Source organism: Calidithermus chliarophilus DSM 9957, from assembly GCF_000430045.1.
GTDB lineage: Bacteria > Deinococcota > Deinococci > Deinococcales > Thermaceae > Calidithermus > Calidithermus chliarophilus.
On record NZ_KE387027.1, the window covers coordinates 402736 to 427631 of the forward strand.

General features: G+C 70.5%; 19 protein-coding genes. 10 read left to right on the forward strand and 9 right to left on the reverse strand.

Annotated features, from left to right (window positions below; translation table 11 throughout):
- Positions 1 to 268 precede the first annotated feature (268 nt).
- Complete coding sequence (locus MEICH_RS0119010; protein WP_027893902.1) at positions 269 to 2428, forward strand: glutamine synthetase III family protein; 2160 nt, start codon at positions 269 to 271, stop codon at positions 2426 to 2428.
- Between the two features lie 268 nt (positions 2429 to 2696).
- Here the strand turns inward: MEICH_RS0119010 and MEICH_RS0119015 are convergent, their stop codons facing one another.
- Both MEICH_RS0119015 and MEICH_RS0119020 read right to left on the reverse strand, forming a co-directional pair.
- Positions 2697 to 3680, reverse strand: a complete 984-nt coding sequence (locus MEICH_RS0119015) for a hypothetical protein (RefSeq protein WP_027893903.1) — start codon at positions 3678 to 3680, stop codon at positions 2697 to 2699.
- 11 nt (positions 3681 to 3691) lie between these two features.
- The gene (locus tag MEICH_RS0119020; protein WP_027893904.1) at positions 3692 to 4264 is read right to left on the reverse strand and encodes a LabA-like NYN domain-containing protein; all 573 of its coding nucleotides are present in this window, start codon (positions 4262 to 4264) and stop codon (positions 3692 to 3694) included.
- 34 nt (positions 4265 to 4298) lie between these two features.
- Between MEICH_RS0119020 and MEICH_RS0119025 the strand changes: the two genes are divergently transcribed.
- From MEICH_RS0119025 to MEICH_RS26115, 3 genes are all read left to right on the forward strand, one after another.
- On the forward strand, positions 4299 to 4622 hold the full coding sequence (locus MEICH_RS0119025; RefSeq protein WP_245587714.1) for a hypothetical protein: 324 nt from the start codon (positions 4299 to 4301) through the stop codon (positions 4620 to 4622).
- Between the two features lie 9 nt (positions 4623 to 4631).
- Entirely contained in the window at positions 4632 to 5960 is a 1329-nt protein-coding gene (locus MEICH_RS0119030) for a hypothetical protein (RefSeq protein ID WP_027893906.1), read from the forward strand.
- A gap of 304 nt (positions 5961 to 6264) precedes the next feature.
- Positions 6265 to 6732 (forward strand): GNAT family N-acetyltransferase, encoded by a 468-nt coding sequence (locus tag MEICH_RS26115; RefSeq protein WP_036219731.1) that lies wholly within the window; start codon positions 6265 to 6267, stop codon positions 6730 to 6732.
- 178 nt (positions 6733 to 6910) lie between these two features.
- Here MEICH_RS26115 and MEICH_RS0119040 read toward each other — a convergent pair whose 3' ends face one another.
- Together MEICH_RS0119040 and argB are read right to left on the reverse strand one after the other, a co-directional pair.
- A complete protein-coding gene (locus MEICH_RS0119040) occupies positions 6911 to 7945 on the reverse strand; it encodes a zinc-binding dehydrogenase (RefSeq protein WP_027893907.1) in 1035 nt (344 codons plus the stop codon).
- 72 nt (positions 7946 to 8017) lie between these two features.
- Positions 8018 to 8773 (reverse strand): acetylglutamate kinase, encoded by a 756-nt coding sequence (gene argB / locus MEICH_RS0119045; RefSeq protein ID WP_036219732.1) that lies wholly within the window; start codon positions 8771 to 8773, stop codon positions 8018 to 8020.
- An 87-nt stretch (positions 8774 to 8860) separates the two neighbouring features.
- Between argB and modA the strand changes: the two genes are divergently transcribed.
- From modA to MEICH_RS0119070, 5 genes are all read left to right on the forward strand, one after another.
- Positions 8861 to 9607 (forward strand): molybdate ABC transporter substrate-binding protein, encoded by a 747-nt coding sequence (modA, locus tag MEICH_RS0119050; protein ID WP_027893909.1) that lies wholly within the window; start codon positions 8861 to 8863, stop codon positions 9605 to 9607.
- The gene (gene modB / locus MEICH_RS0119055) at positions 9607 to 10284 is read left to right on the forward strand and encodes a molybdate ABC transporter permease subunit (RefSeq protein ID WP_027893910.1); all 678 of its coding nucleotides are present in this window, start codon (positions 9607 to 9609) and stop codon (positions 10282 to 10284) included. Before modA ends, modB begins: the two co-directional genes overlap by 1 nt.
- Positions 10239 to 11264 (forward strand): ABC transporter ATP-binding protein, encoded by a 1026-nt coding sequence (locus tag MEICH_RS0119060; RefSeq protein ID WP_027893911.1) that lies wholly within the window; start codon positions 10239 to 10241, stop codon positions 11262 to 11264. Before modB ends, MEICH_RS0119060 begins: the two co-directional genes overlap by 46 nt.
- Positions 11265 to 11612: 348 nt before the next feature.
- Positions 11613 to 13451, forward strand: coding sequence for a CHAT domain-containing protein (locus MEICH_RS0119065; RefSeq protein ID WP_036219733.1), 1839 nt, complete (start codon positions 11613 to 11615; stop codon positions 13449 to 13451).
- Positions 13452 to 13690: 239 nt separating this feature from the next.
- On the forward strand, positions 13691 to 17158 hold the full coding sequence (locus MEICH_RS0119070) for a caspase family protein (RefSeq protein ID WP_027893913.1): 3468 nt from the start codon (positions 13691 to 13693) through the stop codon (positions 17156 to 17158).
- An 81-nt stretch (positions 17159 to 17239) separates the two neighbouring features.
- Here the strand turns inward: MEICH_RS0119070 and MEICH_RS27425 are convergent, their stop codons facing one another.
- The 5 genes from MEICH_RS27425 to MEICH_RS28955 form a co-directional block, all read right to left on the reverse strand.
- Positions 17240 to 18343, reverse strand: a complete 1104-nt coding sequence (locus MEICH_RS27425) for an SRPBCC family protein (protein WP_051304361.1) — start codon at positions 18341 to 18343, stop codon at positions 17240 to 17242.
- Positions 18344 to 18434: 91 nt separating this feature from the next.
- A complete protein-coding gene (locus tag MEICH_RS0119080; RefSeq protein WP_027893914.1) occupies positions 18435 to 19367 on the reverse strand; it encodes a RodZ domain-containing protein in 933 nt (310 codons plus the stop codon).
- Positions 19368 to 19386: 19 nt separating this feature from the next.
- Positions 19387 to 20289 carry a pseudouridine-5'-phosphate glycosidase gene (locus MEICH_RS0119085; RefSeq protein ID WP_027893915.1) on the reverse strand — a complete coding sequence of 301 codons (903 nt, stop codon included), beginning with the start codon at positions 20287 to 20289 and terminating at the stop codon, positions 19387 to 19389.
- Between the two features lie 233 nt (positions 20290 to 20522).
- Complete coding sequence (gene chrA, locus MEICH_RS0119090; protein WP_218916436.1) at positions 20523 to 21719, reverse strand: chromate efflux transporter; 1197 nt, start codon at positions 21717 to 21719, stop codon at positions 20523 to 20525.
- Between the two features lie 242 nt (positions 21720 to 21961).
- The gene (locus MEICH_RS28955; RefSeq protein WP_157202912.1) at positions 21962 to 22258 is read right to left on the reverse strand and encodes a hypothetical protein; all 297 of its coding nucleotides are present in this window, start codon (positions 22256 to 22258) and stop codon (positions 21962 to 21964) included.
- Between the two features lie 111 nt (positions 22259 to 22369).
- On the opposite strand from MEICH_RS28955, the gene MEICH_RS0119100 reads away from it, so the two are divergent.
- Positions 22370 to 24826, forward strand: coding sequence for a glutamine--tRNA ligase/YqeY domain fusion protein (locus tag MEICH_RS0119100; protein WP_027893918.1), 2457 nt, complete (start codon positions 22370 to 22372; stop codon positions 24824 to 24826).
- Positions 24827 to 24896: the final 70 nt, after the last annotated feature.

Sequence of the window (24896 nt, forward strand, 5' to 3'; positions counted from 1 at the left end):
TTGGCGTCTTGTGTTCGGCGTTGGGCGTTCGGCTATCAGCTATCGACTATCGACACCAACAACCTGCAAAGCGTTCACCACCTAAAGAACGGATGTTCAAAAATCACTAGACAAATTGCTCGAGTGACATGATATGCTGCGTCTTGGGAGCAGGAATCCCGTCTTAAGTCACACTATGGGAAAACAAATTGCACGGAACGAGCCAGGGCTGTGCAGCTTGCCCATGAGGGGGCTTAGGACCACCGCAGCACAGGAGAACGGAGAGCGCATGAACCACGACTACGACGTTATTTCGGCGGCGCGCAACTGGCGCATGGACGGCATGGCCCGGCAGGTTGACGGCGACGTGGTGACCGAGGTGTTCGCCCGCGACGTGCTCACGCCCGAGGAGTTGCGCCAGCGCCTGAGCAAACCGGTATGGAAGTCCCTGCAGGCCACCATGGAGCGCGGGGCCCCCCTTGACCCGGCCATCGCCGACACCGTGGCCCTGGCCATGAAGACCTGGGCGCTGGAGAAGGGCGCGACCCACTACACCCACTGGTTCCAGCCCCTCACCGGCGCCACCGCCGAGAAGCACGACTCCTTCCTCGCCCCCACCAGCGACGGCTCGGCCATCGCCCAGTTCAGCGGCAAGGACCTGATCCAGGGCGAGCCCGACGCCTCGAGCTTCCCCTCCGGCGGGCTGCGCGCCACCTTCGAGGCCCGGGGCTACACCGCCTGGGACCCCACCTCTCCCGCCTTCATCCTGCGCCACTCCAACGGGGCCACCCTGTGCATCCCCACCGCCTTCGCGAGCTGGACCGGCGAGGCGCTCGACCTCAAGACCCCCCTGCTGCGCTCCATCGAGGCGCTCAACAAGGCCGCCCTGCGGGCGCTGGCGCTCTTCGGCGTGACCGACGCGACCAAAGTCTCCTCGACCCTGGGCGCCGAGCAGGAGTACTTCCTCATCGACGAGGAGTTCTACTACCGCCGCCCCGACCTCGTCATGACCGGGCGCACCCTCTTCGGGGCCAAGCCCCCGCGCGGGCAGGAGCTCGAGGACCACTACTTCGGCTCCATCCCCGACCGGGTGCTCTCCTTCATGACCGACGTCGAGCACCAGCTTTACGCGCTGGGCGTGCCGGTCAAGACCCGCCACAACGAGGTCGCGCCCGGCCAGTACGAGATCGCCCCCATCTTCGAGCACTCCAACATCGCCGCCGACCACCAGCAGCTCATCATGCAGACCTTGAAGAACACCGCCCGGCGCTACGGGATGGTGGCCCTGCTGCACGAGAAGCCCTTCGCGGGCATCAACGGCTCGGGCAAGCACTGCAACTGGAGCATGGGCACCGACACCGGGCTCAACCTGCTCGAGCCCGGCGACACCCCGCACGAGAACATGCAGTTCCTGTTCTTCTGCGCGGCCGTGATCCGGGCCGTTGACGTGCACCAGGACCTGCTGCGCATCAGCGTGGCCTCGGCCTCCAACGACCACCGCCTCGGCGCCAACGAGGCCCCGCCCGCCATCATCTCGATCTTCCTGGGCGCCGAACTCACCGACATCTTCGAGCGCATCGTCAGCGGCAAGAGCGTCGCGGGCAAGTCGGCCGGGCTGTTGGGCCTGGGCACCCCGGTGCTCCCCGCCCTGCCCCGCCACTCCGGCGACCGCAACCGCACCTCGCCCTTCGCCTTCACCGGCAACAAGTTCGAGTTCCGCGCGGTGGGCTCCTCGCAGAGCATCTCCATGCCCATCACCGTGCTCAACACCATCGTGGCCGAGTCTATCGACGCCCTCGCCGGCGAGGTCGAGGCGCTGATGAAGAAAAAGAAGAGCTTCGAGGCGGCCTTGCAGGAGGTGCTCAAGTCCACCTACAAGAAGCACAGCCGCATCGTCTTCAACGGCGACGGCTACTCCGAGGCCTGGCACAAGGAGGCGGCCAAGCGCGGGCTGCTCAACCTGCGCACCGCCCTCGAGGCCATCGAGCGCCTGACCGACGAGAAGAACGTCGAGCTGTTCTCCAGGTACGGCGTGCTCAACGAGCGCGAGATCGAGGCCCGCCAGGAGATCATGTACGACCAGTACTTCAAGACCGTCAACATCGAGGGCGAGACCACCGAGTGGGTGGCCCAGACCCAGATCCTGCCCGGGGCCCTGGCCTACCTGGCCGAGCTCTCCGAGGTCGAGGTGCCCAACTCGAAGGCCCTGGGCCGCACCCTCGAGCAGGTGGCCCGTGCCGCCGACGCGCTCTCCGACGCGCTCGAGTGCCTCAAGATCCACAACGCCGACCTCGGCGGCGACACCGTGCACGAGAAGGCTTACCACATGCGCGACAAGGTGCTGCCGGCCATGCAGGAGGTGCGCAAGGCCGCCGACGCCCTCGAGCGCATCGTCGCCGACAAGCACTGGCCGTTGCCTAGCTACCGCGAGATGCTGTTCGTGAAGTAGGGCTGGGTTTCCTTAGAGGGCGGCCTATGGGCCGCCCTCGTCGTACGTCGTACGTCCAGCGCTGAACGTCGATGGTCGATAGCCCATAGCCGATAGCCGAACGCCCAACGCCAAACGCAAGACGCGAGACGCAAGACGCAAGACGCAAGACGCCTTGTCACCCCCCTTAGCAAGGGGGGCTGGGGGGGATACCCCCTACCCGGCGATGGGTAGGGCCGGGGTGGGGCTGGGGTGCTTTTCGTCACGAGCCACGGGCTTCTGCGCCGTGCTACCGGGTGGCGAACAGCGCTTGGTAGAACAGCCCCTTGAAGAAGCCGTGGAAGGCGTAGGGCCAGGTGGCTTGTTGCTGGGCGCCGGTGGGCCAGTTGTGCCAGGCGGGGCCGAGGTAGTAGAGCCAGTGGCCGGCGAGGTAGCGGGTGTGGTCGCGGGGGAGGCCTAAGGCGGCATTGAAGTAGCCGCGCAGCCTCGAGGCGGTGAGCAGGAGGTTGGCGGCGGGGTCTTCGAGGGCCTGGCGGGCCTCGAGCTCGGTCTGGGGGAAGGTGGGGTAGGGCCAGGCGGCGAAGCGGGCGAGGCGGGGCTGCTGTTTGAGGGCGTCTTCCCAGGACATCTGGGCCAGGCCCAGGGTGCGTGCGAGCAGACCGGCGCTTCCGGTGCTCTCGCTGAGGCTCTCGGCCAGGCCGTCGGCGAGGGAGCGGATGCCGCGGGAGAGGCCCAGCGCCTTGTCGCCGCCGTACTGCTCGTTGTCCACGATGGCGGCCAGCACGCCCGAGGGGAAGTGCAGGCCCTGGGCAGCCCGGCGGATGGCTTCGCGGTGGGGGAGGACGTGCTGCAGGGCCAGCGGCAGGTCGCGGGTGTCGGGGGGTTGCCCCCGCTTGAGGGCCCCGAGGACCTCGAGCCAGCGCCTCGAGGCGGCCAGCGCCCCTTCGGGGTCGTCGAAGGCCGAGGGGCGGCCGTAGCTCTGGTTGTAGAGCTCCAGGCGCAGCAGGCGGCCGACGGCCTGGGCGCCCGGGCGGCCCGTCAGGATCTCGGCGGAGGCCTTGAGGGCCAGGAACTCCTGCACGACGGCCTCCCGGCGGGAGGGCTCGAGGTGGGCCAGCACCTGGCGCAGGGACAGCTTCTGCTGGGGTTCGACGAGCGGCAGGGGGCGTCCCTGGCCCAGCAGCAACAGCAACACCAGCAAAACCGCACCCACGACCGGGGTGCGGAGGTTGACGGGGCGGGCCCAGGACCTGGGCAGCGGGTGCGTCCGCACGGCTCAGGCGCCTAGAGCTCTTCCTCGAGGGAGTCGAAGACCCCGCGCGTGGGGGTGGGTTGGGTCTCCCCCTGGCCTTCGGGCAGGGGCTCGATGCTGGGGTATACCCGTCGCCCGCCGCCCTGGCGCTCGAGCTGCTCGCGCATCTCGCGCAGGTCGAGGTAGCGGTCGGCCTGGTTGCGCAGCTCGAGGTCGGTGAGCTCGGGCACGCCGAGGAGGTGGATCTCCTTGCCCATGGCCCGCAGGGCCGAGAAGGTGTGGGAGAGCTCGCTGGCGCCGGTGGCCACGATGGCACGGTCCCAGCGCGGGGCGGTGGTGAGGGCGTCGGTAGCCAGCAGCGCCTCGAAGCGGGGCTCGCCGTGGACCTCCCGGCTACGCACCGTGTACCCCATGAAGATGAGGGCGTCGAGGAATTTCTGCTGCCGCTCGTCGTCAGGGTCGGTCAGGGGGGCGTAGTAGAAGGCGTTGTAGAGGTCATCAGCGGGACCAAACTGGGCGATGACCCGGCGGTGGTCCACGTTCCAGCCCAGCCGCTTGGCGGCGTTGTACATATACGATCCGTCAATGAACAGGGCAACTTTCACAAATTCCATCATAACAGGGTCATGAGGCGGTAATGTGGAAGTCGTGGATCACCTGGACGCGCCGCTGTTTTACGCGGGCCGCCTCGAGGAGCCCCTGTTGCGGCTGGGGCCAGCCGAGGACGACCGGGCGGCCTTGCTGTTCAGCAGCCTCGAGGGGGCCGGGGCACTCGGCGGGCGGTTGCCACACTATGAACTGAGTTTATTTTCGGCGGCAGACTGGCGCGCGAAGGAGGAGCTCTTCAAGGCGCTGCTGGCGCAGGGCGTGGAGGTGTACCTTTTGGACGAATCCGAGCCGCACAGCGTCCGGGTGGCCCTGGCTTATGTCCAAAGCCACAAAACTCAGACGGCGTGTCTGTAGATTTAGCTCGTGAGCGTCGCCGTCAAGACCTGCATATTCCTCGCTCTGGCGCTGGTGCTGGGCCTGAGGGCGGTGCTGGGCCAGGCCGTGCCCGCCGGCAAGCCGGGGGTGCCCCGGGTGGCCGTGAACTACCGCAGCACGGTGGACGCCTGGTGGGCCAACCACCCCCTCAACCCCGCCGCGCCGGGGGGCATCCCCGTCGGGGGCGTCCGGCCTTTCCCCCGCGTGGTCGAGATCGGCCCCGAGCAGAGCATCCAGGAGGTCATCGACCGCTACCGCGACTCGGGCGTGACCATCAAGCTGCGCCCCGGGGTCTACCGCCAGTCCTTCGTGACCCGCGGCTTCAGTAACATCCAGCTCGTCGCCGACGAGCCCGGCACCGTGCGCATCCAGGGCCGGGCCCTGCTGAGCGGGGGCTACGGGGCCATCCCCAAGGGCGCGAAGAACCCGGCCATAAAAACCTACATCGACTTCGTCAACTGCATCGTCAAGGACTACGACCCCAACCACGACCTCTGCCGCCGCACCGCGCAGAACCGCCCGGGCAACATCTACCTCAAGAACCTCACCTTCGACGGCTACGGCGAGATCCCCACGCCCCTCCTCACCGTAGCGGGCATCCGCGACGTGGTGCTCGACAACCTGACCTTCACCGGCAGCACCCTCAACCTCGACCCCGGCATCCACCACCCCGGCCTGGTCTCGGGGCACGCCATGATCGACAACGTGTGGATCCGCGGCGGGAGTTTCGAGGGGCAGTCGCCCTACGCCGTCTACCTCGACGGCCTGCACGGGGGCGGGGTGATCGGGGCGACGTTCGCCTCGAGCTTCGGCAGCGGCGGCCTGCTCTTCCTCACCAACGACGACTTCAGCCAGGACCTCGACCGCCCGGCCAACGGCATCCAGAAGCACGAGCAGCGCAACGGCCAGTTCATCGTGGTCGAGGGCAACACCTTCGGCGGCACCCACACCGCCGTGGGCTTTACCGCCGAGCAGGTGCTGGTGCAGAACAACGAGGTGACGCGGCGGGTGGAGTGGTTCACCCAGAACGACGGGCGCTGCTCGAACCGCTGGGGCACGTTCATCTACCCCAACGTGGGCCACATCATCCGCAACAACCGCGTCAACTACGCCACCGGCTTCCACCTCATCGACGCCAACACCGCCGCGGGCAACTGCGAGAACCGGGCCTTCGGGCAGGTGGGGCGCTACACCCTCGAGGGCAACAAGATCCGCACCCTCGGCCCTGAGGGCCTGGTGGGCTTGGTCGGCCCCAAGGAGTACGTGCAGGGGCCCAACGTGGTGCGGGAGAACTGCGTGGGGAAGGAGTGTTATTGAGGGCGGGATGCCGAATGCCGATAGCTAAAGGCAAGACGCAAAACGCAAGACGCAAGACGCCTTGTCGCCCCCCTTAGCAAGGGGGGCTGGGGGGGATACCCCCTCCCCGTGCGCAGGGAGGGCTGGGGTGGGGTAAACCACGAGCCACACGCCACGGGCCTTCCGCTGACGGCTTACCGCTTCCTGCTTCCTGCCTGCGGGGCAGGGTTCACCACGAGACACAGACCTCTCGGCTGCTGTCACCTGCCTTTAACTTCCCACGGATTACCTCCCCCTATCATTGACCCAGGAGCCCGGCGCGCCCATGGCTGTCCTCGAGATCACCCCGCTTCACCCGCACCAGGCCGAAGACTTCCTGGCCTGGCGCGGGGAGGACGAGGTGAGCTACCAGATCGTGCAGGGGGAGGTCGAGGCGCACTTCGTGGGGCAGCGGGTGCTGTGGGTGGCCGTGTTGGACGGGGCCATCGTGGGCACGGTGCAATTGCTCTTCGAGCACCCCGACCCCGAGCTCGCCGACGAGCACAGCGGCTACATCCAGGCGCTCGAGGTGCGTCCTGACTACCGCCGCTTGGGGATCGCCAGCGCCCTGCTCGCGCGCGTGGAGCGGGAGGCGGTGGGGCGCGGCCTCCGCCGCGTGACGCTGATGGTCGAGCCCGACAACGTGGGGGCGCAGTTGCTCTACCGTAAGCGGGGTTACCGGCAGTTCAAGCGCTCGGTGTTCGGGTGGAAGGGGGTGATGTACCCGACGCTGTGCTTGGAGAAGGTGTTGTGAGGGCGCTGAACGCTGATAGCCCATAGCCGATAGCCAAACGCAAAACGCAAAACGCAAAACGCAAGACGCAAGACGCAAGACGCAAGACGCAAAAAAATCCCCTCCCTCCGGCTGGAGGGAGGGGCAGGGGGTGGGTGGGAAAGCTGACGGCTGAGGGCTGAAAGCTGATCGCTTTTCGCTACCCCTCCACCGTCAGAACCACCTTCCCGAACACCTTGCGCTCCTCGAGCAAACGGTGGCCTTCGGTGGCTTGCTCGAGGGGAAGCACCGCGCCGACCACGGGGTTGAGCTTGCCCTCGGAGACGAGTTGGAGGATGGGGAAGAGGCGGCTTTTGGAGGCCATGGTGGAGCCGTAGACGGTGAGCTGGCGGTAGAAGATGTGGGCCATGGGGGTGAGGGCCTCGTAGCCGGAGGAGGCCCCGGCTACGGCGATGCGGCCGCCCCAGGCGGTCGAGCGCAGGACCTCCTGCCAGAAGTCGGCGCCGGTGTGGTCTACCACCGCGTCGGCGCCCTTGCCGCCGGTGAGCTCGCGCACGCGCTTGCTCCAGCCGGGCTCGAGGTAGTTCACGGTCTCGTCGGCGCCCAGGGAGCGGGCGGCCTCGAGCTTGGCCGGGCTGGAGGCGGTGGCGATGACCCGCGCCCCGTGCAGCTTGGCGATCTGGATGGCCGCCACCGAGACCCCCGAGCCCGCCGCCATCACCAGTACGTCCTCGCCGGGGCGCACCTGGAGCTTGTCCACCACCATCTGCCAGGCGGTGAGGAAGGTCAGGGGGAGGCTGGCGGCCTCGGGGAAGCCTAGGTTGGGCGGCATGGGCAGCACGTTGGCCTGCGGCACCACCACCACCTCGGCGTAGCCGCCCCAGCGGTGCTCGCCCAGGATCTGGTACTGCGGGCAGAGGTTGTCCCGCCCGCTCAGGCAGCGCTCGCAGCGCCCGCAGGAGACGCCGGGGTTGACCACCACCGGCTCGCCGGTCCGCAGGTGCTCGACCCCGGGCCCCACCTCCTCCACCACCCCCGCGACGTCGCAGCCCAGGATGTGGGGCAGGGGCAGCTTGGGGCTGGCGGTGCCCTTGCGCACCCACACGTCGAGGTGGTTGAGGGCCGCCGCCCGCACCCGCACCGCGACCTGGCCTGCCCCCGCGCGGGGGGTTTCGATCTCGCCGTAGCGCAGCACCTCGGGGCCGCCCCGGCTCTCCATCAGGATGGCTCGCATCAGGGGGGATTATAAGTTTCCCGGGGGCGACCCGGTCACGGGTCATCCCGAGCGGAGGGGGCTAAGGGGCCGCTACAGCACGACGCGGGTCCCGGCCTCCCCGTTCAGCACGCCCTGCAGGACGCCGCGCTCGCCCCGGGCGATGGCGGCCCAGGGGGCGCCTTTGTCCAGCGCGTTGAGGGCCGCTTCCACCTTGGGGATCATGCCGCCGGAGATGACGCCCTGGGCGATGAGGTCCTGCACTTCGGCGCGGGTGAGCCGGGCGTAGCGGGTGGCGGGGTCCTTGGGGTCGCGCAGCACGCCCGTCACGTCGGTGAGGAAGACGGCGGGAAGGGCCATGGCGCCCGCGATGGCCCCGGCGGCGGTGTCGGCGTTGATGTTGACCGAGCCCCCCGCCTCGAGCCCGATGGGGGCCACCAGCGGCGTGATGCCGGCCCGGATCAGGCACTCGAGCACCTCGGCCTTGACCGCGCTCACCTCGCCCACCCGGCCCAGCTCGGGCTCGAGCAGGCGGGCCTCGAGCAGCCCCGCGTCGCGCCCGGTGAGGGCCACGGCGTTGCGCCCGCGGGTGCTGAGCCCGTGGGCGAGCTGCTTGCCCAGCGTGGAGAGCACCATCTCCACCACCTCCATCTGCTCGGGCGGGGTCACGCGCAGGCCGTTATGGAAGCGGGTCTCGAAGCCCATGCGCCCCAGCCACTCCCCGATGTTGGGGCCCCCGCCGTGCACCAGCACCAGCGGGCCGGGGTAGGCGGCGACCTCGTCGAGCAATTCGGCCGCGCCCTTGAGGCTGCCGCCGATCTTGACCAGAAGGCTTTCCACGGCTGCCATCCTATCGCACCTGGCGAAGCGCCTCACCCCGCGGTCTTGCGCCCGCCTCACACGCGGGTCACGAGGTGGCTTAGACTGGGACAAACCATGCTGCGCTTGCTGATTTTGACGATGGTGTTGGGGTTGGGGCTGGTCCAGGCCCAGGAGGTGCGCGCGGCGGTGGCCGCTAACTTCCGCGACGCCTTCAACGAGATCGTCCGGGCCTTCGCCAAGGCCAACCCCGGCGTCCGGGTGGTGCCGAGCTTCGGCTCATCGGGGGCTTTTACCCAGCAGATCGTCAACGGGGCCCCCTTCGACGTCTTCCTGGCCGCCGACATGACCTTTCCCAAGGCCCTCGAGGCCCAGAACCTGGCCGAGCCCGGCACCCTGCGGGTCTACGCGCGGGGCAAGCTGGCGCTGTTCGTCCCCGGCGCGGCGGTGAAGGGGCTCGAGGCGCTGCGCGACCCCTGGTTCCGGCGCGTGGTCATCGCCAACCCCGAGACGGCCCCCTACGGCAAGGCGGCGGTTCAGGCCCTGCAGGCCAGCAAGCTCTACGAGTTGCTCAAGGGCCGCCTGGTCTTCGCCCAGGACGTCGCGCAGGCCGCGCAGCTCACCCTCACCGCTGCCGACGCCGGGTTCATCGCCTACTCGGCGGTGTTTACCCCCGCCTTCAAGGGCAAGGGCGGCGTCTTCGTCGTGCCCCAGCGCCTGTACGACCCCCTCGACCAGGGGGTGCTGGTGGTGCGGGGCCGCGGCCGCCCCGAGGTGCGGGCCTTCTACGGCTTCCTGCGCTCGCCCGGGGCGTCGCGGATCATCAAGGCCTACGGCTACCAGACCCCCGATTCCTCGCTCTGATGCTCGAGCCCCTGCTGCTGACCCTCCGCCTGGCGCTGCTGACCTCGCTGGCGCTGCTGCTGTTGGCCGGGCCGCTGGCTTGGGTGCTGGCGAAGCGGGAGTTCCGGGGGCGGGGGCTGCTCGAGACGCTGCTGCTGCTGCCGCTGGTGCTGCCCCCCACGGTGCTGGGCTTCTACCTGCTGTTGCTGCTGGGCAAGAACGGGCCCTTGCAGCAGTGGTTCGGGCTGAGCCTGGCCTTCACCTTCGAGGGCATCCTGATCGGCTCGGTGGTGTTCAACCTGCCGCTGGCGCTGTCGAACTACCGCGAGGCCTTCCGCACCATCGACGACGACCTGCTCCAGACCGCCCGCACGCTGGGGGCGGGCCGCTGGCGGGTTTTGCGCGAGGTGGTGCTGCCGCTGGCCGCTCCGGGGCTGCTGTCGGGCACCCTGCTGGTCTTCGCGCACGTGCTGGGGGAGTTCGGCGTGGTGCTGATGGTGGGGGGGAGCCTGCCGGGGGAGACCCAGGTGCTGTCGATCTACATCTACGAGCTGACCCAGGCCCTGCGGCTGGAGGAGGCCAACCGGGTGGCGCTGGTGCTGGTGGGGCTGGCCTTCGGGCTGCTGCTGGCGATCCGTTCGTTGGAGGCTAGGTGGAAGTCGAATACGTCCTCGAGCACCCCGTCCGCCTCGAGATAGCCCTGCAGGTGCAGGGCTTCACCGTGCTGCTGGGGGAGAGCGGGGTGGGCAAGACCAGCCTGCTCAAGGCCCTGGCCGGGCTGCTGCCCGCCCGGGGCCGGCCCTTCGCGGGGTTGCGGGCTGAGCAGCGCCCGGTGGGCTACCTGCCCCAGCACTTCGCGCTCTTCCCCCACCTGAGCGCGCTGGAGAACGTGGCCTTCCCCCTGGCCCACCTGCCGCCCGCGCGGCGCCGGGCGAAGGCGCTGGAGTTCCTCGAGCTCATGGGCATCCCCTCGCTGGCCCCGCGCTACCCGCGCCAGCTCTCGGGCGGGCAGCAGCAGCGCGTGGCCCTGGCCCGGGCCCTGGCCCGCGAGCCCCAACTGCTGCTGCTCGACGAGCCCACCAGCGCCCTCGACGTGGCGACGCGCGAGGAGGTCTTCTCCGAGGTGCTGGCCTCGCTGCGCGACCTGAACATCCCCACCCTGGCCGCCTCCCACGACCCCTGGCTGGCCCAGCAGGCCGACCGCGTGGCGGTGCTGAGCGCTAGGGGCCTCATCCAGCAGGGCAGCAGCACCGAGGTCTTCGCCCACCCCGTAGACCTGGGCACTGCCCGGCTGGTGGGCTTCCGCAACTTCCTGCGGGGGGTGGTGGAGGGCCTCGAGGGCGAGAACGCCTGGATCGCCTGCGGCGGCGTGCGGCTGCGGGCCAGGCGCCCGGGTTGGGCCCGCCCCGGCCAGCCGGTGGTGGCCTGCGTGCGCTCCGACGAGGTGATCGTCGTGCGCCCCGACCGCCGCCCCGAACTGCCCGTGCAGGACAACCTCCTCAGCGGCACCCTGCTGAGCCTCAAGCCCGAGGGCCTGGGCCTGCGCGGGCGCTTCAGCGGCCCGCTCGAGCTCGACCTGCTGCTGCCGCGCCACGTGCAGGAGCGGCTGGGGCTCGAGGTGGGCCGGACCATCGAGGTGTCGCTCAAGCCGCAGTATCTGCATCTGGTGCCGGGGTAGCTGAGCGCTGATAGCCCATAGCTCATAGCCGATAGCCGGGCGCGGGTCGTGCGTCGTACGCGAGACGCCAAACGCCAAACGCCGAACGCAAGACGCAAGACGCCAAACGCAAGACGCAAGACGCAAGACGCAAGACGCAAGACGCGAGACGCAAGACGCGAGACGCCCTAGACCCTCGACGCCGGCGGGGAGGGACGGGGAGGGGTCAGCCACGAGCCGCACGCCATGAGCCATAGGCCACGGGTCGGCTGCCGTAACGCCGGTGTAACGTGCCTGGGCTACACTCGAGCGTAGTTCGCACAGGCAAGCCGTCTCGCTTTCGCTTCCGTCGTTGCCGGGGGGTGGGGGGTGGGGAGGGTCATTCTGAAGTCGAAGGCGATCTACGCCGTGCCAGACGTGGTGCGGCTGCTCGAGTGCTACATCGGCCAGATGCCGCCCGAGCTGCAGGAGCGGCTGCAGGAGATCTACGCACAGTTTCTCGCGGGGGTGCCACAGCGGCCGGAGACGGCGGCGCGGGACTTTCTGCGGCGGCTCGAGGGGCTGGACTTCGAGTTCTTGAGGCCCGTCATCGAGGAGACCAAGGGGATACCCGACCGCTCCAGCCCGCCCCATGCCCCGCCCATGCCCCTGCCCGAGCTGCCGCCCCGCCTGGAGAGCCGTCCGCTGGAGCTCGCCAACGGTCCCAGGGCCGAGCCGCCGGGCAAGGGGCCGCTGCTGCGCTATCCGGGGATGGAATACCCCAACGTGGCGCTGGTGAACACCCCCCTCACCCTCACCCTGGCCCTGCGCCAGGAGCCGCCCGAGGGCGGGGGCGAAGGGGTGAGCTTCGACGACCCCGGCGAGCCGGTGAAGGTGGTGGTGCGGGCCACCGACTGCCTGTTCCCCGAGGGCGACTCCAAGCCGCTGACCCTGCAAGCGGGCCAGGACTCGCTCGAGACCCTCACCCTCATCCCGCTCAAGGTGGGGCCGCTGAGCCTGATGGCCGAGTTCTGGTACAAGAAACGCCCGGTCGCCACGGTCAAGGGGCGGATCGAGGTGATGCCCAACCCGGTGGCCGCCGTCACCGTGCGCGTGACGGACACCGCCGACCTCAGCGACCCCGAGGGCCCCGAGCCCGACCTGATCCTGCGGGTGCGCATCCACCCCACCCAGCCCAAGGTGCTCGAGTTCGAGCTCGAGAGCTACCAGGACAGCCTCAGCCACCTCACCGGGCCCCGGGGCCGGGTGACGCTGCGGCAGGCCCCCGAGCAGAAGATGGCGAAGGTGTACGAGCGCCTGAGCAAGATGGCGCGGGAGGCCAAGGACCGCCAGCACGAGGCGCTGGAGCACCTGGGCAACGATCTGTGGGACCTGCTGATCCCGCCCGAACTCCAGGCGGCCTACTGGGACTTCCGCGATAAGGTGCGGTTTTTGCTGGTGCGCTCGAGCGAGCCCCACATCCCCTGGGAGATCGTCAAGCCCTACCGCAAGGTGGACGGGGTGCCCGAGCAGGAGCCCTTCTGGTGTGAGCGCTTCAGCATGGCCCGCTGGCTCGACAGCGGCGGCCCCGCCACCAACCTCAGCGTGCAGAAGGTGGTGGCGGTGGCCCCCGACCCCGAGAAGGTCCAGCCGCCCCTGCCCTTCCTCGAGGACGAGGAGGAATACTTCTACCAGACCCTCCCCACCCTGCGCGACGGCCTCGAGGCCCTGCCCCCCTGCCGCACCTCCGAGCAGGCCTTGGCCGCCTTCGAGGGCCTCGACTTCACCCTCATGCACGTCGCGGCCCATGGCATTTTCGACGCCCAGGACGCCGACGACTCGGCCATCGTGCTCGAGGGGGGCAGGCTGCAACCCTCCGAGATCAAGGTGGAGTTCGGCCACAAGCGCCCCCGCCCCCTGGTGTTCATCAACGCCTGCGAGGGCGCCCGCCTGGGCCAGACCCTCACCGGCCTGGGCGGCTGGGCCGAGCGCCTGGTCCGCTCGGCGCGGGTGGCCGCCTTCGTTGGCGCGGCCTGGGAGGTGCGCGACGACCTGGCCCTAGGCTTCACCCAGGCCTTCTACGAAGAGCTGCTGCGCAACAACCAGCCCGTCGCCGAGAGCTTCCGCCGCGCCCGCCTCAAGGTGCGCGACGCACAGCCCGAAAACCGCGACAACTCCACCTGGCTGGCCTACGTGCTCTACGCCTATCCGGGGGCGGTGGTGCGGTGAGGGGCAGTGGGTGGCCGGCGGCATGCGGCTCGTGGCCCGTGGCTGACCCTTCCCCGTCCCTCCCCGCCGGCGTCGAGGGTCTAGGGCGTCTCGCGTCTTGCGTTTTGCGTTCGGCGTTTGGCGTTTGGCGTCTCGCATCCGACGTACGACCCGCATCCGACGTACGCCCCGCGCCCGGCGTTGGACGTTCAGCTATCGGCTATCAGCTATTAGCTATCGACCCACTCAAGAGGTGAACCATGGCGAAAAAACTCTTCGCATTGCTGGTGGGAATTGACGACTACCCTTCGCCCGTGCCCAAGCTGGGCGGGTGTGTCAACGACATCGAGGCGGTCGAGCAGTTTTTGCGCCAGCGGGTCGGGGGGGATTATGCCCTGCAGACGCCGCGCAAGCTGCTCGACCGGGAGGCCGGGCGGCAGGCGGTGATCGCGGGGTTTCGGGAGTACCTGGGCCAGGCCGGGCCGGGCGACCTGGCGCTGTTTTACTACAGCGGGCACGGCTCGCAGGAGATGGCCGACGCCAAGTTCTGGAAGGTCGAGCCCGACCGGCGCAACGAGACGCTGGTGTGCTACGACAGCCGCACGCCCAGCGGCCAGGACCTCGCGGATAAGGAGCTGGCGCTGCTGATCGAGGAGGTGGCAGGCAAGGGGGCCGAGGTGGTGGTGGTGCTCGACTGCTGCCACTCGGGCAGCGGCACCCGGGCGGCCCTCGAGGACGGCCTGCGGGTGCGGCGAGCCCCGCTCGACGTGCGGGCGCGGCCCCTCCAGACCTACCTCGAGGGGGTGCTCGAGGTCGGCAAAGCCTTCGCCAACCAGCCGGGGGACGAGACCGCCGACTGGCTGGGCTTCTCGCAGCGGCACCTGCTGCTGGCGGCCTGCCACGCCTCGGAGACGGCCAAGGAGGTGCAGCACCAGGGCAAGGACCGGGGGGCCTTCAGCGTGGCGCTGCTCAAGGCCCTGGCGGGCGGGAGCCTGACCTACCGCGACCTCGTCAAGCGGGCGGGGGCCGAGCTGAGCCAGACCGTGCGGCAGCAGACCCCGCAGCTCGAGGTGCCCCCCCAAGCCCTCGACCGGCTGTTCCTGGGCGAGGCGGTCCAGCCCCGCCCGGCCTACTACACCCTCAGCCACGACAAGGAGCTGGGCTGGGTGATGGACGGGGGCGCGGTGCACGGCATCGCGGAGGGTGCGGGCAAGGAGCGCACCGTGATGGCGGTCTTCCCGGCGGGCAGCACCCCCGCCGAGTGGGGCTCGCCGGACAAGGCCCTCGGCGAGGCCACGGTGGTCGAGGTCTGGCCCGCGCGCTCGAGGCTCGAGGTAGGGAAAGCCAGGCTGGACCCCAAGCTCACCTACCCCGCGCAGGTGATCGCCACGCCCCTGCCGCCGCTGGCGGTGGCCTTCGAGGGGGAGGGGGCCCGGCTCGAGCCCGTGCGGGGGGCCCTCGCCACCCAGGGCCCCGGCGGCAAAGCCTCGCTGCTGGTGGCGGAGGCCAGGGGCAAGCAGGAGCCCGGCCTGCGGCTGCTGGCCCAGGGGGGCGCCTACACCCTCACCCGCCCCCACTCCGAGCGCCCCCTGATCCGGCCCCTGCCTTTCGACGAGCCCGACGCGGCGCGCAAGCTGGCCGAGCGCCTCGAGCACATCGCCCGCTGGCAGGCCACCGCGGCGCTCGCCAACCCCGGCAGCGGGCTCGAGGGGGCCGTCGCGGCCGAGTTCTACCGCTCGCTCAGCGGCCCCACCACCCGCAAGCCCGGCAGCGAGCGCTTCGAGCGGGTCCGGGGCCACGAGCTGCGGCTGGAGTACCGCCTGGAAGGGGAGAAGTGGTTCCAGCCCGCCTTCAAGCTGCGCCTCAAGAACGCCTCGCAGCAGGCCCTCTACGTGGGCCTGCTGGTGCTCAGCGAGTCCTTCGAGGTCGTGGTGCCGCTGGAGGAGGGCGGGGGGGTGCTGAAGCTCGAGCCCGGCCAGGAACTCTGGTACAACAAGGGCCAGCCGGTCTACACCCGCGTGCCCAAGGAGTGGTGGGAGGCGGGGATCACCCAGACCCAGGACCTCATCAAGCTCGTCGTCAGCGACCGGCCCTTCGACGCCACCCTGCTGGCCCAGCCCCCCCTGGACTCGCCTTTCGACCGCGAGGCCGCCGCCACGCGCTCCTCGCGCAACTCCCTCGAGCGCCTGATGCGCCGGGTGGGCACCCGCCACATCGGGCTCGAGCCCGAGGGCGAGGCCGAGCTCTCCGACTGGGCCGCCCTCACCCTCAGCGTCACCACCCTGCGCCCCACACCCAAGGCCGAGGTCGGCAAGCAGGTGGCCGAGCTGGGCAACGGCGTGCGGGTGCGGCCCCACCCGGCCCTGCAGGCCCGCGCCCGCCTGATCGGGCTGCCCCAGGCCACGCGGGGCGGGGCCAACCTGCCGCCCTACCTCCCCGACCTCGAGGGCGTGGAGCCCTTCCGCCTCACCCCGCCCCAGGGGCGCGACGCGGGGTTGGGGGCGCTCGAGCTCAGCGAGATCAACGACCCCAAGGCCGTGAGCGAGGCCCAGCCGCTGGAGCTGGAGTTCGACCTCCCCCTGGGTGAGCGCGACCGGCTGATCGCGGTGGGTTACGACGCGAAGCAGAAGCTCTGGCTCCCGCTGGGCTTCGGCGGCCCGCTCCAGACCAAGGGCGAGGCCGGGGGCAGCTACGTGCGGCTTGAGCGCCTCCCCACCCCCGCGCCCGCCCCGCTGGCCGGGGAGCGCGGCCTCATCGACTCGGTCAAGCTGATGCTCTTCAAGCTGGTGGGCCAGAAGCTGGGCCTGCCCTTCGACTACCCCCGCCTCTCGGCCATCACCGTGCCCGAGCTGGGCAAGGTGGAGTACGAGCCCGACGCCGCGAAGGTCCGGGCCAAGGTGGCCGGGGCCAAGAAGGTGCTGCTTTACGTGCACGGCATCCTGGGCCACACCAAGGACCTGGCCTACAGTGCGAGCAGCAAGGTCCGGCTAGGCGACGGGGAGGCGGCGTTGCAGGAGAGCTACGACCTGCTGCTGGCCTTCGACTACGAGAACATCCACACCTCGATCAAGGACAACGGGCGGCTGCTGCGGCAGAAGCTCGAGGCCGCCGGCTTCGGCCCCGACGACGGCAAGACCCTGCACGTCGTCGCGCACTCGATGGGCGGGCTGGTCTCGCGCTGGATGATCGAGCAGGAGGGCGGGAAGGCCTTCGTGGACCACCTCATCGTGATGGGCACCCCCAGCGGCGGCTCCCCCTGGGCCAGCGTGCAGCAGTTCGCCTCCACCGCGCTGGCCCTGGGCATGAACGGCGCGGCGGCCCTGGCCTGGCCGCTGCGGCTGGTGGGGGGCCTGTTGGGGGCCATCGAGGCGGTGGACAACTCCCTCGACGAGATGCAGCCGGGCTCCGAGTTCCTCAAGACCCTGGGCCACAGCCCCGACCCCGCGCTGCCCTACACCGTGATCGCCGGGACCGCCTCCGTCAAGCGCGGCTCGAGCGCCAAGAGCCTGGTCAAGCGCATCCTCGACAACTTCCCCAACGCCATCCGCTTCGTGGCCCCCAGCGTGTTCCTGGGCCAGCCCAACGACCTCGCCGCCTCCGTCGCCAGCGTCCACAGCCTCGACCCGCAGCGCCAGCCCCAGCCCGCCCTGCTCACCGTGGGCTCCGACCACTTCTCCTACCTCGAGCCCGACGTCACCCTCCCCGAGGTGGTCGGGGCGCTGCGCTGAAGTCCACTGGGCTGACAACTCGGCCCAGAATCCCTTACCGCACCTCGTCGGCCACGGGCTCGAGGACGCCCGGCATGTCCCCTAACTCTCCTGCGCCACCACCGACCCGGGTACGGCCGACAATTCCCGCAGCAGGTCGCGCTCGCCGTGGGTCATGCACCACGTGTGGTTGTACTCGAACACCGGCCGGAGCACGGGCGAGAGGGCCCGGATCAGGGGGTACGTCGCCCGCACCTTCCAGTCGTAGGTCACCTCGGTGCCGCCGGGCACGGCGCGCAGGCGCCAGATGCCCCGGCCCTCCAGGTCGCCCTCGGCCCGCACCTCCAGGCGGTAGGGCTCCTCCACGCGGGTGCTCTCGAGGCGCATCCGCAGCTTGTAGGGCAGGGCGCCGTGGACCACGATCGCGTAGCGCTTGCCCACGCCGGCGGCGTCGCCGGGCGCCAGCAGCGTCACCCGGTCGTAGACCGAGCTCCACCAGCGGGGGTAGTCCTCCGCGTTCTGGACGTAGCGCCAGGCGGTCTCGAGGGGGGCCGGGACGAGCCAGCGGTCGAGGAAGTGGTAGTCGTTGGCCCGGGCGGGCCCGGGGGCCTCGTACTCCTCACCCGGCACCGCGAAGCGGGCGTAGCGGCTGGAGTAGCCCAGCAGGCGCCCGACCCCGCCCAAGAGGCCGAACAGGCCCTGCTGCAGCGGGACGGGAACCCCGGCGGCGTAGGAGCTCGGCTGGAGCGAGCGCAGCAGCACCGCCGCCTGGAAGAAGCGCGGCTGCCCCTTAGCCCCGGTCCTGCCCTCCCGCGCCAGCCCGAACAGCGTCTCGAAGAAGTCCTCGAAGGCCTCAAGGGTGCGGCGGTCGGGGGAGTCGAGCTCGATGAGCTGCCGCAGGTGCAGGGGCTCCGTGCCCGCGTTCCAGGGGTTGAGGTGCGCCGCCCCGCGGGGGATGCGGAAGCGCTCGCCCGCCCGGGCGGTGTGCTCCTTCCCGTTCAGCACATAAGTCGCCGCGCCCGCGAGCACCTCGAAGCCTTCCTCGAAGGTCTGGTGGAAGTGGGGCCGGTTGGCCTCCCGGCCCGCGCCGGGGGGGTAGAAGACCTCGACCTCGAGGGCCCGCCCGCCGCTGTCGCGGGCGGTACGGCGCACGATGAGCCGGGTTTGGGTCGTGGGGTCGCTGAGCACCTGTCCGGGAACGGCCATGGCTTGCCTCCTGTACGGGGCAAGTGTGGCCCGGGAGGGTGCTCACCCGCCAGACCGGAAATTGCTCACCTTCGCAGGGCGCGCCCCGCTTTTACGGGTTGGACGCCGGCGGGTTGCCGAAGCGGCGCTGCACCACCTGCCCGACGCCCCCCATCAGGCCGCGGTCCTGGCCCTGCACGACGGCCCGAACCCCGCCGCCGTTGCCGGTGCGCACGTTGACGGGCAGGGGGAAGGAGAGCTGGGTCCCGGGGCGGGCGGTGCCCTCGTAGAGCTGGCGGCCGTCGAGGGTGGTGACCCGGATCCAGGAGGTCTGTTCGACCCGCAGGACCAGGGTATTGCCGCTAGGCTGGGCCGTGGGCGCGGGGGTGGTCCCGGCCGGCCGGGTGGCCTGGGGGGCGGCCGGGGGTTTGGCGACCTCGAGGCGCACCGTGAGGTTCTGGTCGGTGAGCAGGTTGAGGGTCTGCTGCTTGGGCGCGTAGCCCTGGGCCTCGACCCGGAGCACCCGCTCGCCCACTTCCACCGGGGCCTGGATGGGCGCGTTGCCCAGCAGGAAGCCGTCGAGGTAGACCCGCGCGCCCGCAGGCTCGCTGTTCACCCGTAGCATGACCTGCTTGGGGGCGGGGGCCACGGGAGCGACGGGCGCGGCCTCACCGCGGGGTTCCTGGCGGGTGGAGTACCACCAGAAGGCCGCTGCCGCCAGGATCGCCAGCAGGGGCAGCACCCACAGCCAGGCCCGGCGGGGGGTGCGGGTGGGGATGCGGCTCTTGGGGGGCACCTCGACGGTGCGGTTCATGCCCGGGCTGGCCGGGTAGAGCATCAGCAGGGGCTGGGGGTCGAGGCCCAGCGCCTGGGCGTAGCGCTTGAGGTAGCCCCGGGCCAGCGGGGGCTCAGGCAGTTCCTGGTAACGGCATTCCTCCAGCGCCTCGAGGATGGCCCGCCGCACCTTGAGCCGCTCGGCGAGTTGGGTGAGGTCGAGCCCCTGCTCTTCGCGGGCTTGGCGCAGACGGTATCCCAGTTCGCACATCTCGGAATATTCTAAGCCGCTAAGCGATGAGCTGGGCCAGTGCCCCGGCGATGCGCGCGGCCAGGCGGGCGTTTTCCTCCAGCAGGCGCAGGTTGACCTCCACCGTCACCCCGCCCGAGAGCTCGGCGAGCCTCGAGAGCAGGAAAGGGGTGAGGGCCTTGCCGTAGATGCCCCGCCGGGCCGCCTCCTGGTTGGCCTGCTCGACCCAGCTTTGCACCTGGGCCCACTCGAGGCCCCGCGAGACCGGGTTCATCACCAGCGTGGCGCTGGGCAGCAGGCGGCGGGCCTGGGCGAACACGGCGGCGGCTTCCTCGGGGCTCTCCACGCGCGCGGGCAGCTCGAAGGGGGACTCGCGGGTGTGGAAGGCCGGGAGCTTGTCGGTCTTGTAGCCCAGCAAGCTCACGCCGAAGCTCTCGAGGCGCTCGAGGGTGGCCGCGAGGTCGAGGATGCTCTTCGGCCCCGCCGAGACCACCACGATGGGCGTGCGCGAGAGCTCGAACAGGTCGGCCGACTCGTCGTAGGAGGCCTGCCCGCTGCCCGCGGGGTGCACCCCGCCGATGCCCCCGGTGGCGAAGACCGAGATCCCGGCCTTGTGCGCCAGGAAGGCCGTGGTCGCCACCGTGGTCCCCCCGTGCTTGCGCTGGGCCATGATGGCCGCCAGGTTCCACAGGCTGGCCTTCTCCACCTGCGCGGCGAAGGCGACGGCCTCGAGCTGCTGGTCGGTGAGCCCCACGTAGATCTCCCCGTCCAGGATGGCGATGGTGGCGGGCACCGCGCCCTCCTCCCGCACGGCCCGCTCCATCTTGCGGGCGAGCTCGAGGTTGGCAGGGCGGGGCAGCCCGTGGGTGATGACGGTGGACTCGAGGGCCACCACCGGCCGGTTGTCGGCGAGGGCTTGCTGAACTTCGGGGTGCAGGCGCATGGTTCAAGAATACCGGGCGGGAGTGGGGAGCTGAAGGCGTGGGGCGGGAAGCGGTAAGCCGTCAGCCGTCAGCGAAAAGCTCATGACGTGTGGTTTGCCCCTCCCTGTCCCTCCCCGCCCGCGGGGAGGGTTTATCCCCCCAGCCCCCCTTGCTAAGGGGGGAACAAGGCGTCTTGCGTTTGGCGTTTTGCGTACGACGTAGGACGTACGACGTACGACCCACGCCCGGCGTTCTACAACCCCAGCAGCACCCCCACCCCCGCCGCCAGCAGCACCACCAGCCAGGGCGGGGCCTTCCAGTGCATCAGCAGCGTGAAGCAGCCCAGCATCAGGGCGAAGTCGGCCGGGCTGTGGACGGCGCTGGTCCAGACCGGGGTGTAGAGCGCGGCCAGCAGGATGCCCACCACCCCGGCGTTGACGCCCCGGAGGGCGGCCTGCACCCCGGCGTAGCTTCGCAGGCGGTTCCAGAAGGGCAGCGTGCCCGCGACCAGCAGGAAGGCGGGCAGGAAAATAGCAACCAGGGCGATGGCGGCCCCGGCCAGCGGCTCGAGCCCCACCCGGTTGACCGCGCCCAGGTAGGCCGCGAAGGTGAACAGCGGCCCCGGCACCGCCTGCGCCGCCCCGTACCCGGCCAGGAAAGCCTCCTCCGCGACCCAGCCGGGCGGCACCACCTCGGCCTGCAGCAGCGGCAGGACCACGTGCCCGCCCCCGAAGACCAGCGACCCCGAGCGGTAGAAGCTGTCGAAGAGGGCCAGGGCCGGGGTCTGGCGCAGCAGGGGCAGGGCGAGCAGCAGCGCGAAGAACAGGGCGAGGAACAGCGCGCCCGCTCGAGCGCCCAGCCGCAGGGGGAGGGGGCTCGAGGCCGCGTTCACCGGCCCCCGCAGCAGCCAGGCGCCTACCACGCCCGAGGCCGCTATGATCGCCACCTGCACCGGCGAGCCCGGCCACAGCAGGGCCACGGCGGCGGCCACGACCGCCAGCGTGACGCGCGGCCGGTCGGGGGTGAGGCTCTGGGCCATGCCCCACACCGCCTGCGCCACCACCGCCACCGCCACTACCTTCAGCCCGTGCAGCCAACCCGCCGAACCCAACTCCTCCAGCCGCGCCACCCCCAGCGCGAACAGCACCAGCAGCACCGCCGAGGGCAACGTGAAGCCCGCCCACGCCGCCAGCGCGCCCCCCAGCCCCGCCCGGTACATCCCGACCGCCATCCCCACCTGCGAACTGGCCGGCCCCGGCAGGAACTGGCAAAGCGCCACCAGGTCGGCGTAACCCTGCTCGTCGAGCCAGCCCCGCCGCCGCACGAACTCCTCGCGGAAGTACCCCAGGTGGGCCACCGGCCCGCCGAAGGAAGTAAGCCCCAGCCGGAGGAACACCCCGAACACCTCGGCCACCGCCCGCCAGCCCTTGCGCTCGAGCCCTTGCTGCACAAGGCAGAGCATAGCGGGTATGGGGGTGTGCGTGGCAGGTGAGGGCAGCCGTCAGCGAAAGGCTCGTCGCTTGTGGTGACCCCACCCCGTCCCTCCCCGCGTGCGGGGAGGGGATATCCCCCCAGCCCCCCTTACTAAGGGGGGTAGTAGGGCGTATTGCGTCTTGCGTTCGGCGTTCAGCGTACGACGTACGACCTCCATGAGACGTACGACCCGCCCCCAGCGCCCGGCTACCGCCCCCCTCACCTCTGAACTGGCTTCGGCTCAGGCTCCGTCACCGGCGCTTGGGGCTCCCCCGGGCTCGGCGGTTGCGTGGGGTCTCTCGGTGGCTCGGGAACGTCCGGCAGGTCGGGGTTGGTCGGGGGTTCGGGCACCTCGGGCAGGTCCGGGTGGCGCGGCGGGTCGGGGATCTCGGGCCCGGGCGGCTTCTGGGGGGGCTGCTCGGGGGTGCCGGGCTTGCCGGGCGGCTCGGGGATTTCCGGCGGCTGGCGGCGGGGGTCGGGGTGCTGGGGCTTGGGGAGGGTGGCTCTGGTCTTCATGGCCTCACCTTGCGCCCGGCGGCTGTGGATGGCCTGAAGCGGTTCTGAGCTTTGGCTACGGGCGTCTCTTTCGCCGCCCAAGGCAGCGTGTATGCTTGAACTCAGTGACGTATGAGCACCGTTGAGAGCCCCCCCGAACCCGGACGCCGCATGGTCAGCCCCAACTTCATCACCGAGATCATCGACGCTGACCTCGAGGCCGGCCGCTACGCCGGGGTGGTCACCCGCTTCCCCCCCGAGCCCAACGGCTACGCCCACCTAGGCCACGCCATCGCCAGCTACATCAACTTCGGCATCGCCCACGACTACGGCGGCCGCTGCCGCCTGCGCTTCGACGACACCAACCCCGAGACCGAGAAGCAGGAGTACGTGGACTCGATCATCGAGGACATGCGCTGGCTGGGCTGGCAGTGGGGCGAGACCAGCTATGCCTCCAACTACTTCGAGGAGCTCTACCGCATGGCGGTGAGCCTCATCGAGCGCGGCCTGGCCTACGTGGACAGCGTCTCGCCCGAGGAGATGGCCCGCCTGCGCGGCAGCGTGGACAAGCCCGGCACCCCCAGCCCCTACCGCGAGCGCAGCGTGCAGGAGAACCTCGAGCTCTTCGCCCGGATGCGCGCGGGCGAATTCCCCAACGGGGCCCACGTCCTGCGGGCCAAGATCGACCTCGCCAGCCCCAACATGAAGCTGCGCGACCCGGTGCTCTACCGCATCGTCCACGCCGAGCACTACCGCACCGGCAGCCGGTGGTGCATCTACCCCTCCTACGACTTCGCCCAGGCCACCGCCGACGCCCTCGACGGCGTGACCCACAGCCTGTGCTCCTTGGAGTTCGTGGACAACCGCGCCATCTACGACTGGCTGATGGAGCACCTGTGGGAAGGCATCCGCGACCAACATCGAGCAGAGCGCCCCCAGCAGGACCAACAGCGAGCAGAGCGCCCCTACCAGTATGAATTCGGGCGGCGCAGCCTCGAGTACACCGTCGTCTCCAAGCGCAAGCTGCGCAAGCTGGTCGCGGGCGGCTACGTGCGCGGCTGGGACGACCCGCGCATGCCCACCCTGGCCGGGCAGCGGCGCCGGGGCGTGACCCCCGAGGCCATCCGGGCCTTCGCCTCGCAGGTGGGCATCTCCCGCACCAACCGCACCGTGGACATCGGGCTGCTCGAGCACGCCATCCGCGACGACCTCAACCGCCGCGCCCCCCGGGTGATGGCCGTGACCCGCCCCCTCAAGGTGGTGCTCACCAACCTTCCCGACGGCCACGAGGAGACCCTGCACCTGGCCTACTGGCCCCACGACGTGGTGCAGGAATCCCCCGACGGCCTCGTGGCCCTGCCCGACGGGCGGCGCGTCCGGCCCGAGGGGGCCACCCGCGCGGTGCCCTTCACCCGCGAGCTCTACATCGAGCACGACGACTTCGCCCTCCAGCCGCCCCCCGGCTTCAAGCGCCTCACCCCCGGCGGCACGGTGCGCCTGCGCGGCGCGGGCATCATCCGCTGCGACGGCTACCAGACCGACGACGCCGGGGAGGTCGTCGAGCTGCACTGCACCCTGCTGGGCGAGGGGGCCAGCGCCAAGGGCGTGATCCACTGGGTCAGCGCCTCGCGCGCCCTCAGGGCCGAGTTCCGCCTCTACGACCGGCTCTTCAGCGTGCCCCACCCCGAGGCCGAGGCCAAGGAGCACGAGGAGGAAGAGGAGGGGGCGGGCCCCGGGCCCCAGGAGGAGCGGGATTTCCTCAGCTTCGTCAACCCCAAGAGCCTCGAGGTCGTGCACGGCTACGTCGAGCCCAGCGTGGCCGCCGACCCCCCCGACACCCGCTACCAGTTCGAGCGCAGCGGCTACTTCTGGCGCGACCCCCTGGACTCCCACCCCGAAGCCCTGGTCTTCAACCGCATCGTGACGCTGAAGGACACCTGGGGCAAGGAATCCGAGCGCCAGGCGCCGAAAGCCGAACGCCCGAAGGCCCCGAAGGCCGAACACCCGCACGAGGCCCCCGACCTCACGAGGACGAGCGCTCGTCCTTTCACCGCCGAGCAGCAGGAGCGCCTCGAGCGCCTCAAGGCGCAGGGCGTCGGGGAGGCCGAGGCGCTGGTGCTGGCGCGGGAACCGCGGCTCGAGGCCTACCTGAGTGAGGCGGCCCGGCACGGCAAGATCGGCTCCCTGGCGAGCTGGGTGGTCAACGACCTGGGCAGCGCCATCCGCGAGGAGCAGGTCCGGGTAGCACCCGCCCAACTCGCCGCGCTGCTGCGGCTGCTCGAGGAGGGCAGCATCAACACCCGCATCGCCAAGGACGTGCTCGCCGAGGCCCAGCAGGGCGGTGAAGACCCCGTAGCCATCGTCGAGCGCAAGGGCCTGCGCCAGCTCAGCGACGCCGGAGCGCTCGAGCCCGTCGTCGAGCGCGTCCTCGCCGCCAACCCCGACAAAGTAGCCGCCTACCGCGCCGGAAAGACCGGCCTGATGGGCTTCTTCGTCGGCCAGGTGATGCGCGAGACACAGGGCCAGGCCAACCCGCAGCTTTTGCAGGAGTTGTTGAGCCGCAAGCTGGCGGTAAACGACGAGTCGTAAGCTGTAAGCCGTCAGCTATCAGCCGTCAGCTAAAGGCTTGTGGCGAAAGGAATCCCTGCCCATCGGCGGG

What these genes read in the sequence shown, in the direction of transcription:
- MEICH_RS27425 (WP_051304361.1), bottom strand. Translation starts at nt 18,343, where the DNA reads ATGGCCGTTCCCGGACAGGTGCTCAGCGACCCCACGACCCAAACCCGG.
- modA (WP_027893909.1), top strand. Translation starts at nt 8,861, where the DNA reads ATGCTGCGCTTGCTGATTTTGACGATGGTGTTGGGGTTGGGGCTGGTC.
- MEICH_RS0119010 (WP_027893902.1), top strand. Translation starts at nt 269, where the DNA reads ATGAACCACGACTACGACGTTATTTCGGCGGCGCGCAACTGGCGCATG.
- MEICH_RS0119080 (WP_027893914.1), bottom strand. Translation starts at nt 19,367, where the DNA reads ATGTGCGAACTGGGATACCGTCTGCGCCAAGCCCGCGAAGAGCAGGGG.
- MEICH_RS0119085 (WP_027893915.1), bottom strand. Translation starts at nt 20,289, where the DNA reads ATGCGCCTGCACCCCGAAGTTCAGCAAGCCCTCGCCGACAACCGGCCG.
- MEICH_RS0119100 (WP_027893918.1), top strand. Translation starts at nt 22,370, where the DNA reads ATGAGCACCGTTGAGAGCCCCCCCGAACCCGGACGCCGCATGGTCAGC.
- argB (WP_036219732.1), bottom strand. Translation starts at nt 8,773, where the DNA reads ATGGCAGCCGTGGAAAGCCTTCTGGTCAAGATCGGCGGCAGCCTCAAG.
- MEICH_RS26115 (WP_036219731.1), top strand. Translation starts at nt 6,265, where the DNA reads ATGGCTGTCCTCGAGATCACCCCGCTTCACCCGCACCAGGCCGAAGAC.
- modB (WP_027893910.1), top strand. Translation starts at nt 9,607, where the DNA reads ATGCTCGAGCCCCTGCTGCTGACCCTCCGCCTGGCGCTGCTGACCTCG.
- MEICH_RS0119040 (WP_027893907.1), bottom strand. Translation starts at nt 7,945, where the DNA reads ATGCGAGCCATCCTGATGGAGAGCCGGGGCGGCCCCGAGGTGCTGCGC.
- MEICH_RS28955 (WP_157202912.1), bottom strand. Translation starts at nt 22,258, where the DNA reads ATGAAGACCAGAGCCACCCTCCCCAAGCCCCAGCACCCCGACCCCCGC.
- MEICH_RS0119070 (WP_027893913.1), top strand. Translation starts at nt 13,691, where the DNA reads ATGGCGAAAAAACTCTTCGCATTGCTGGTGGGAATTGACGACTACCCT.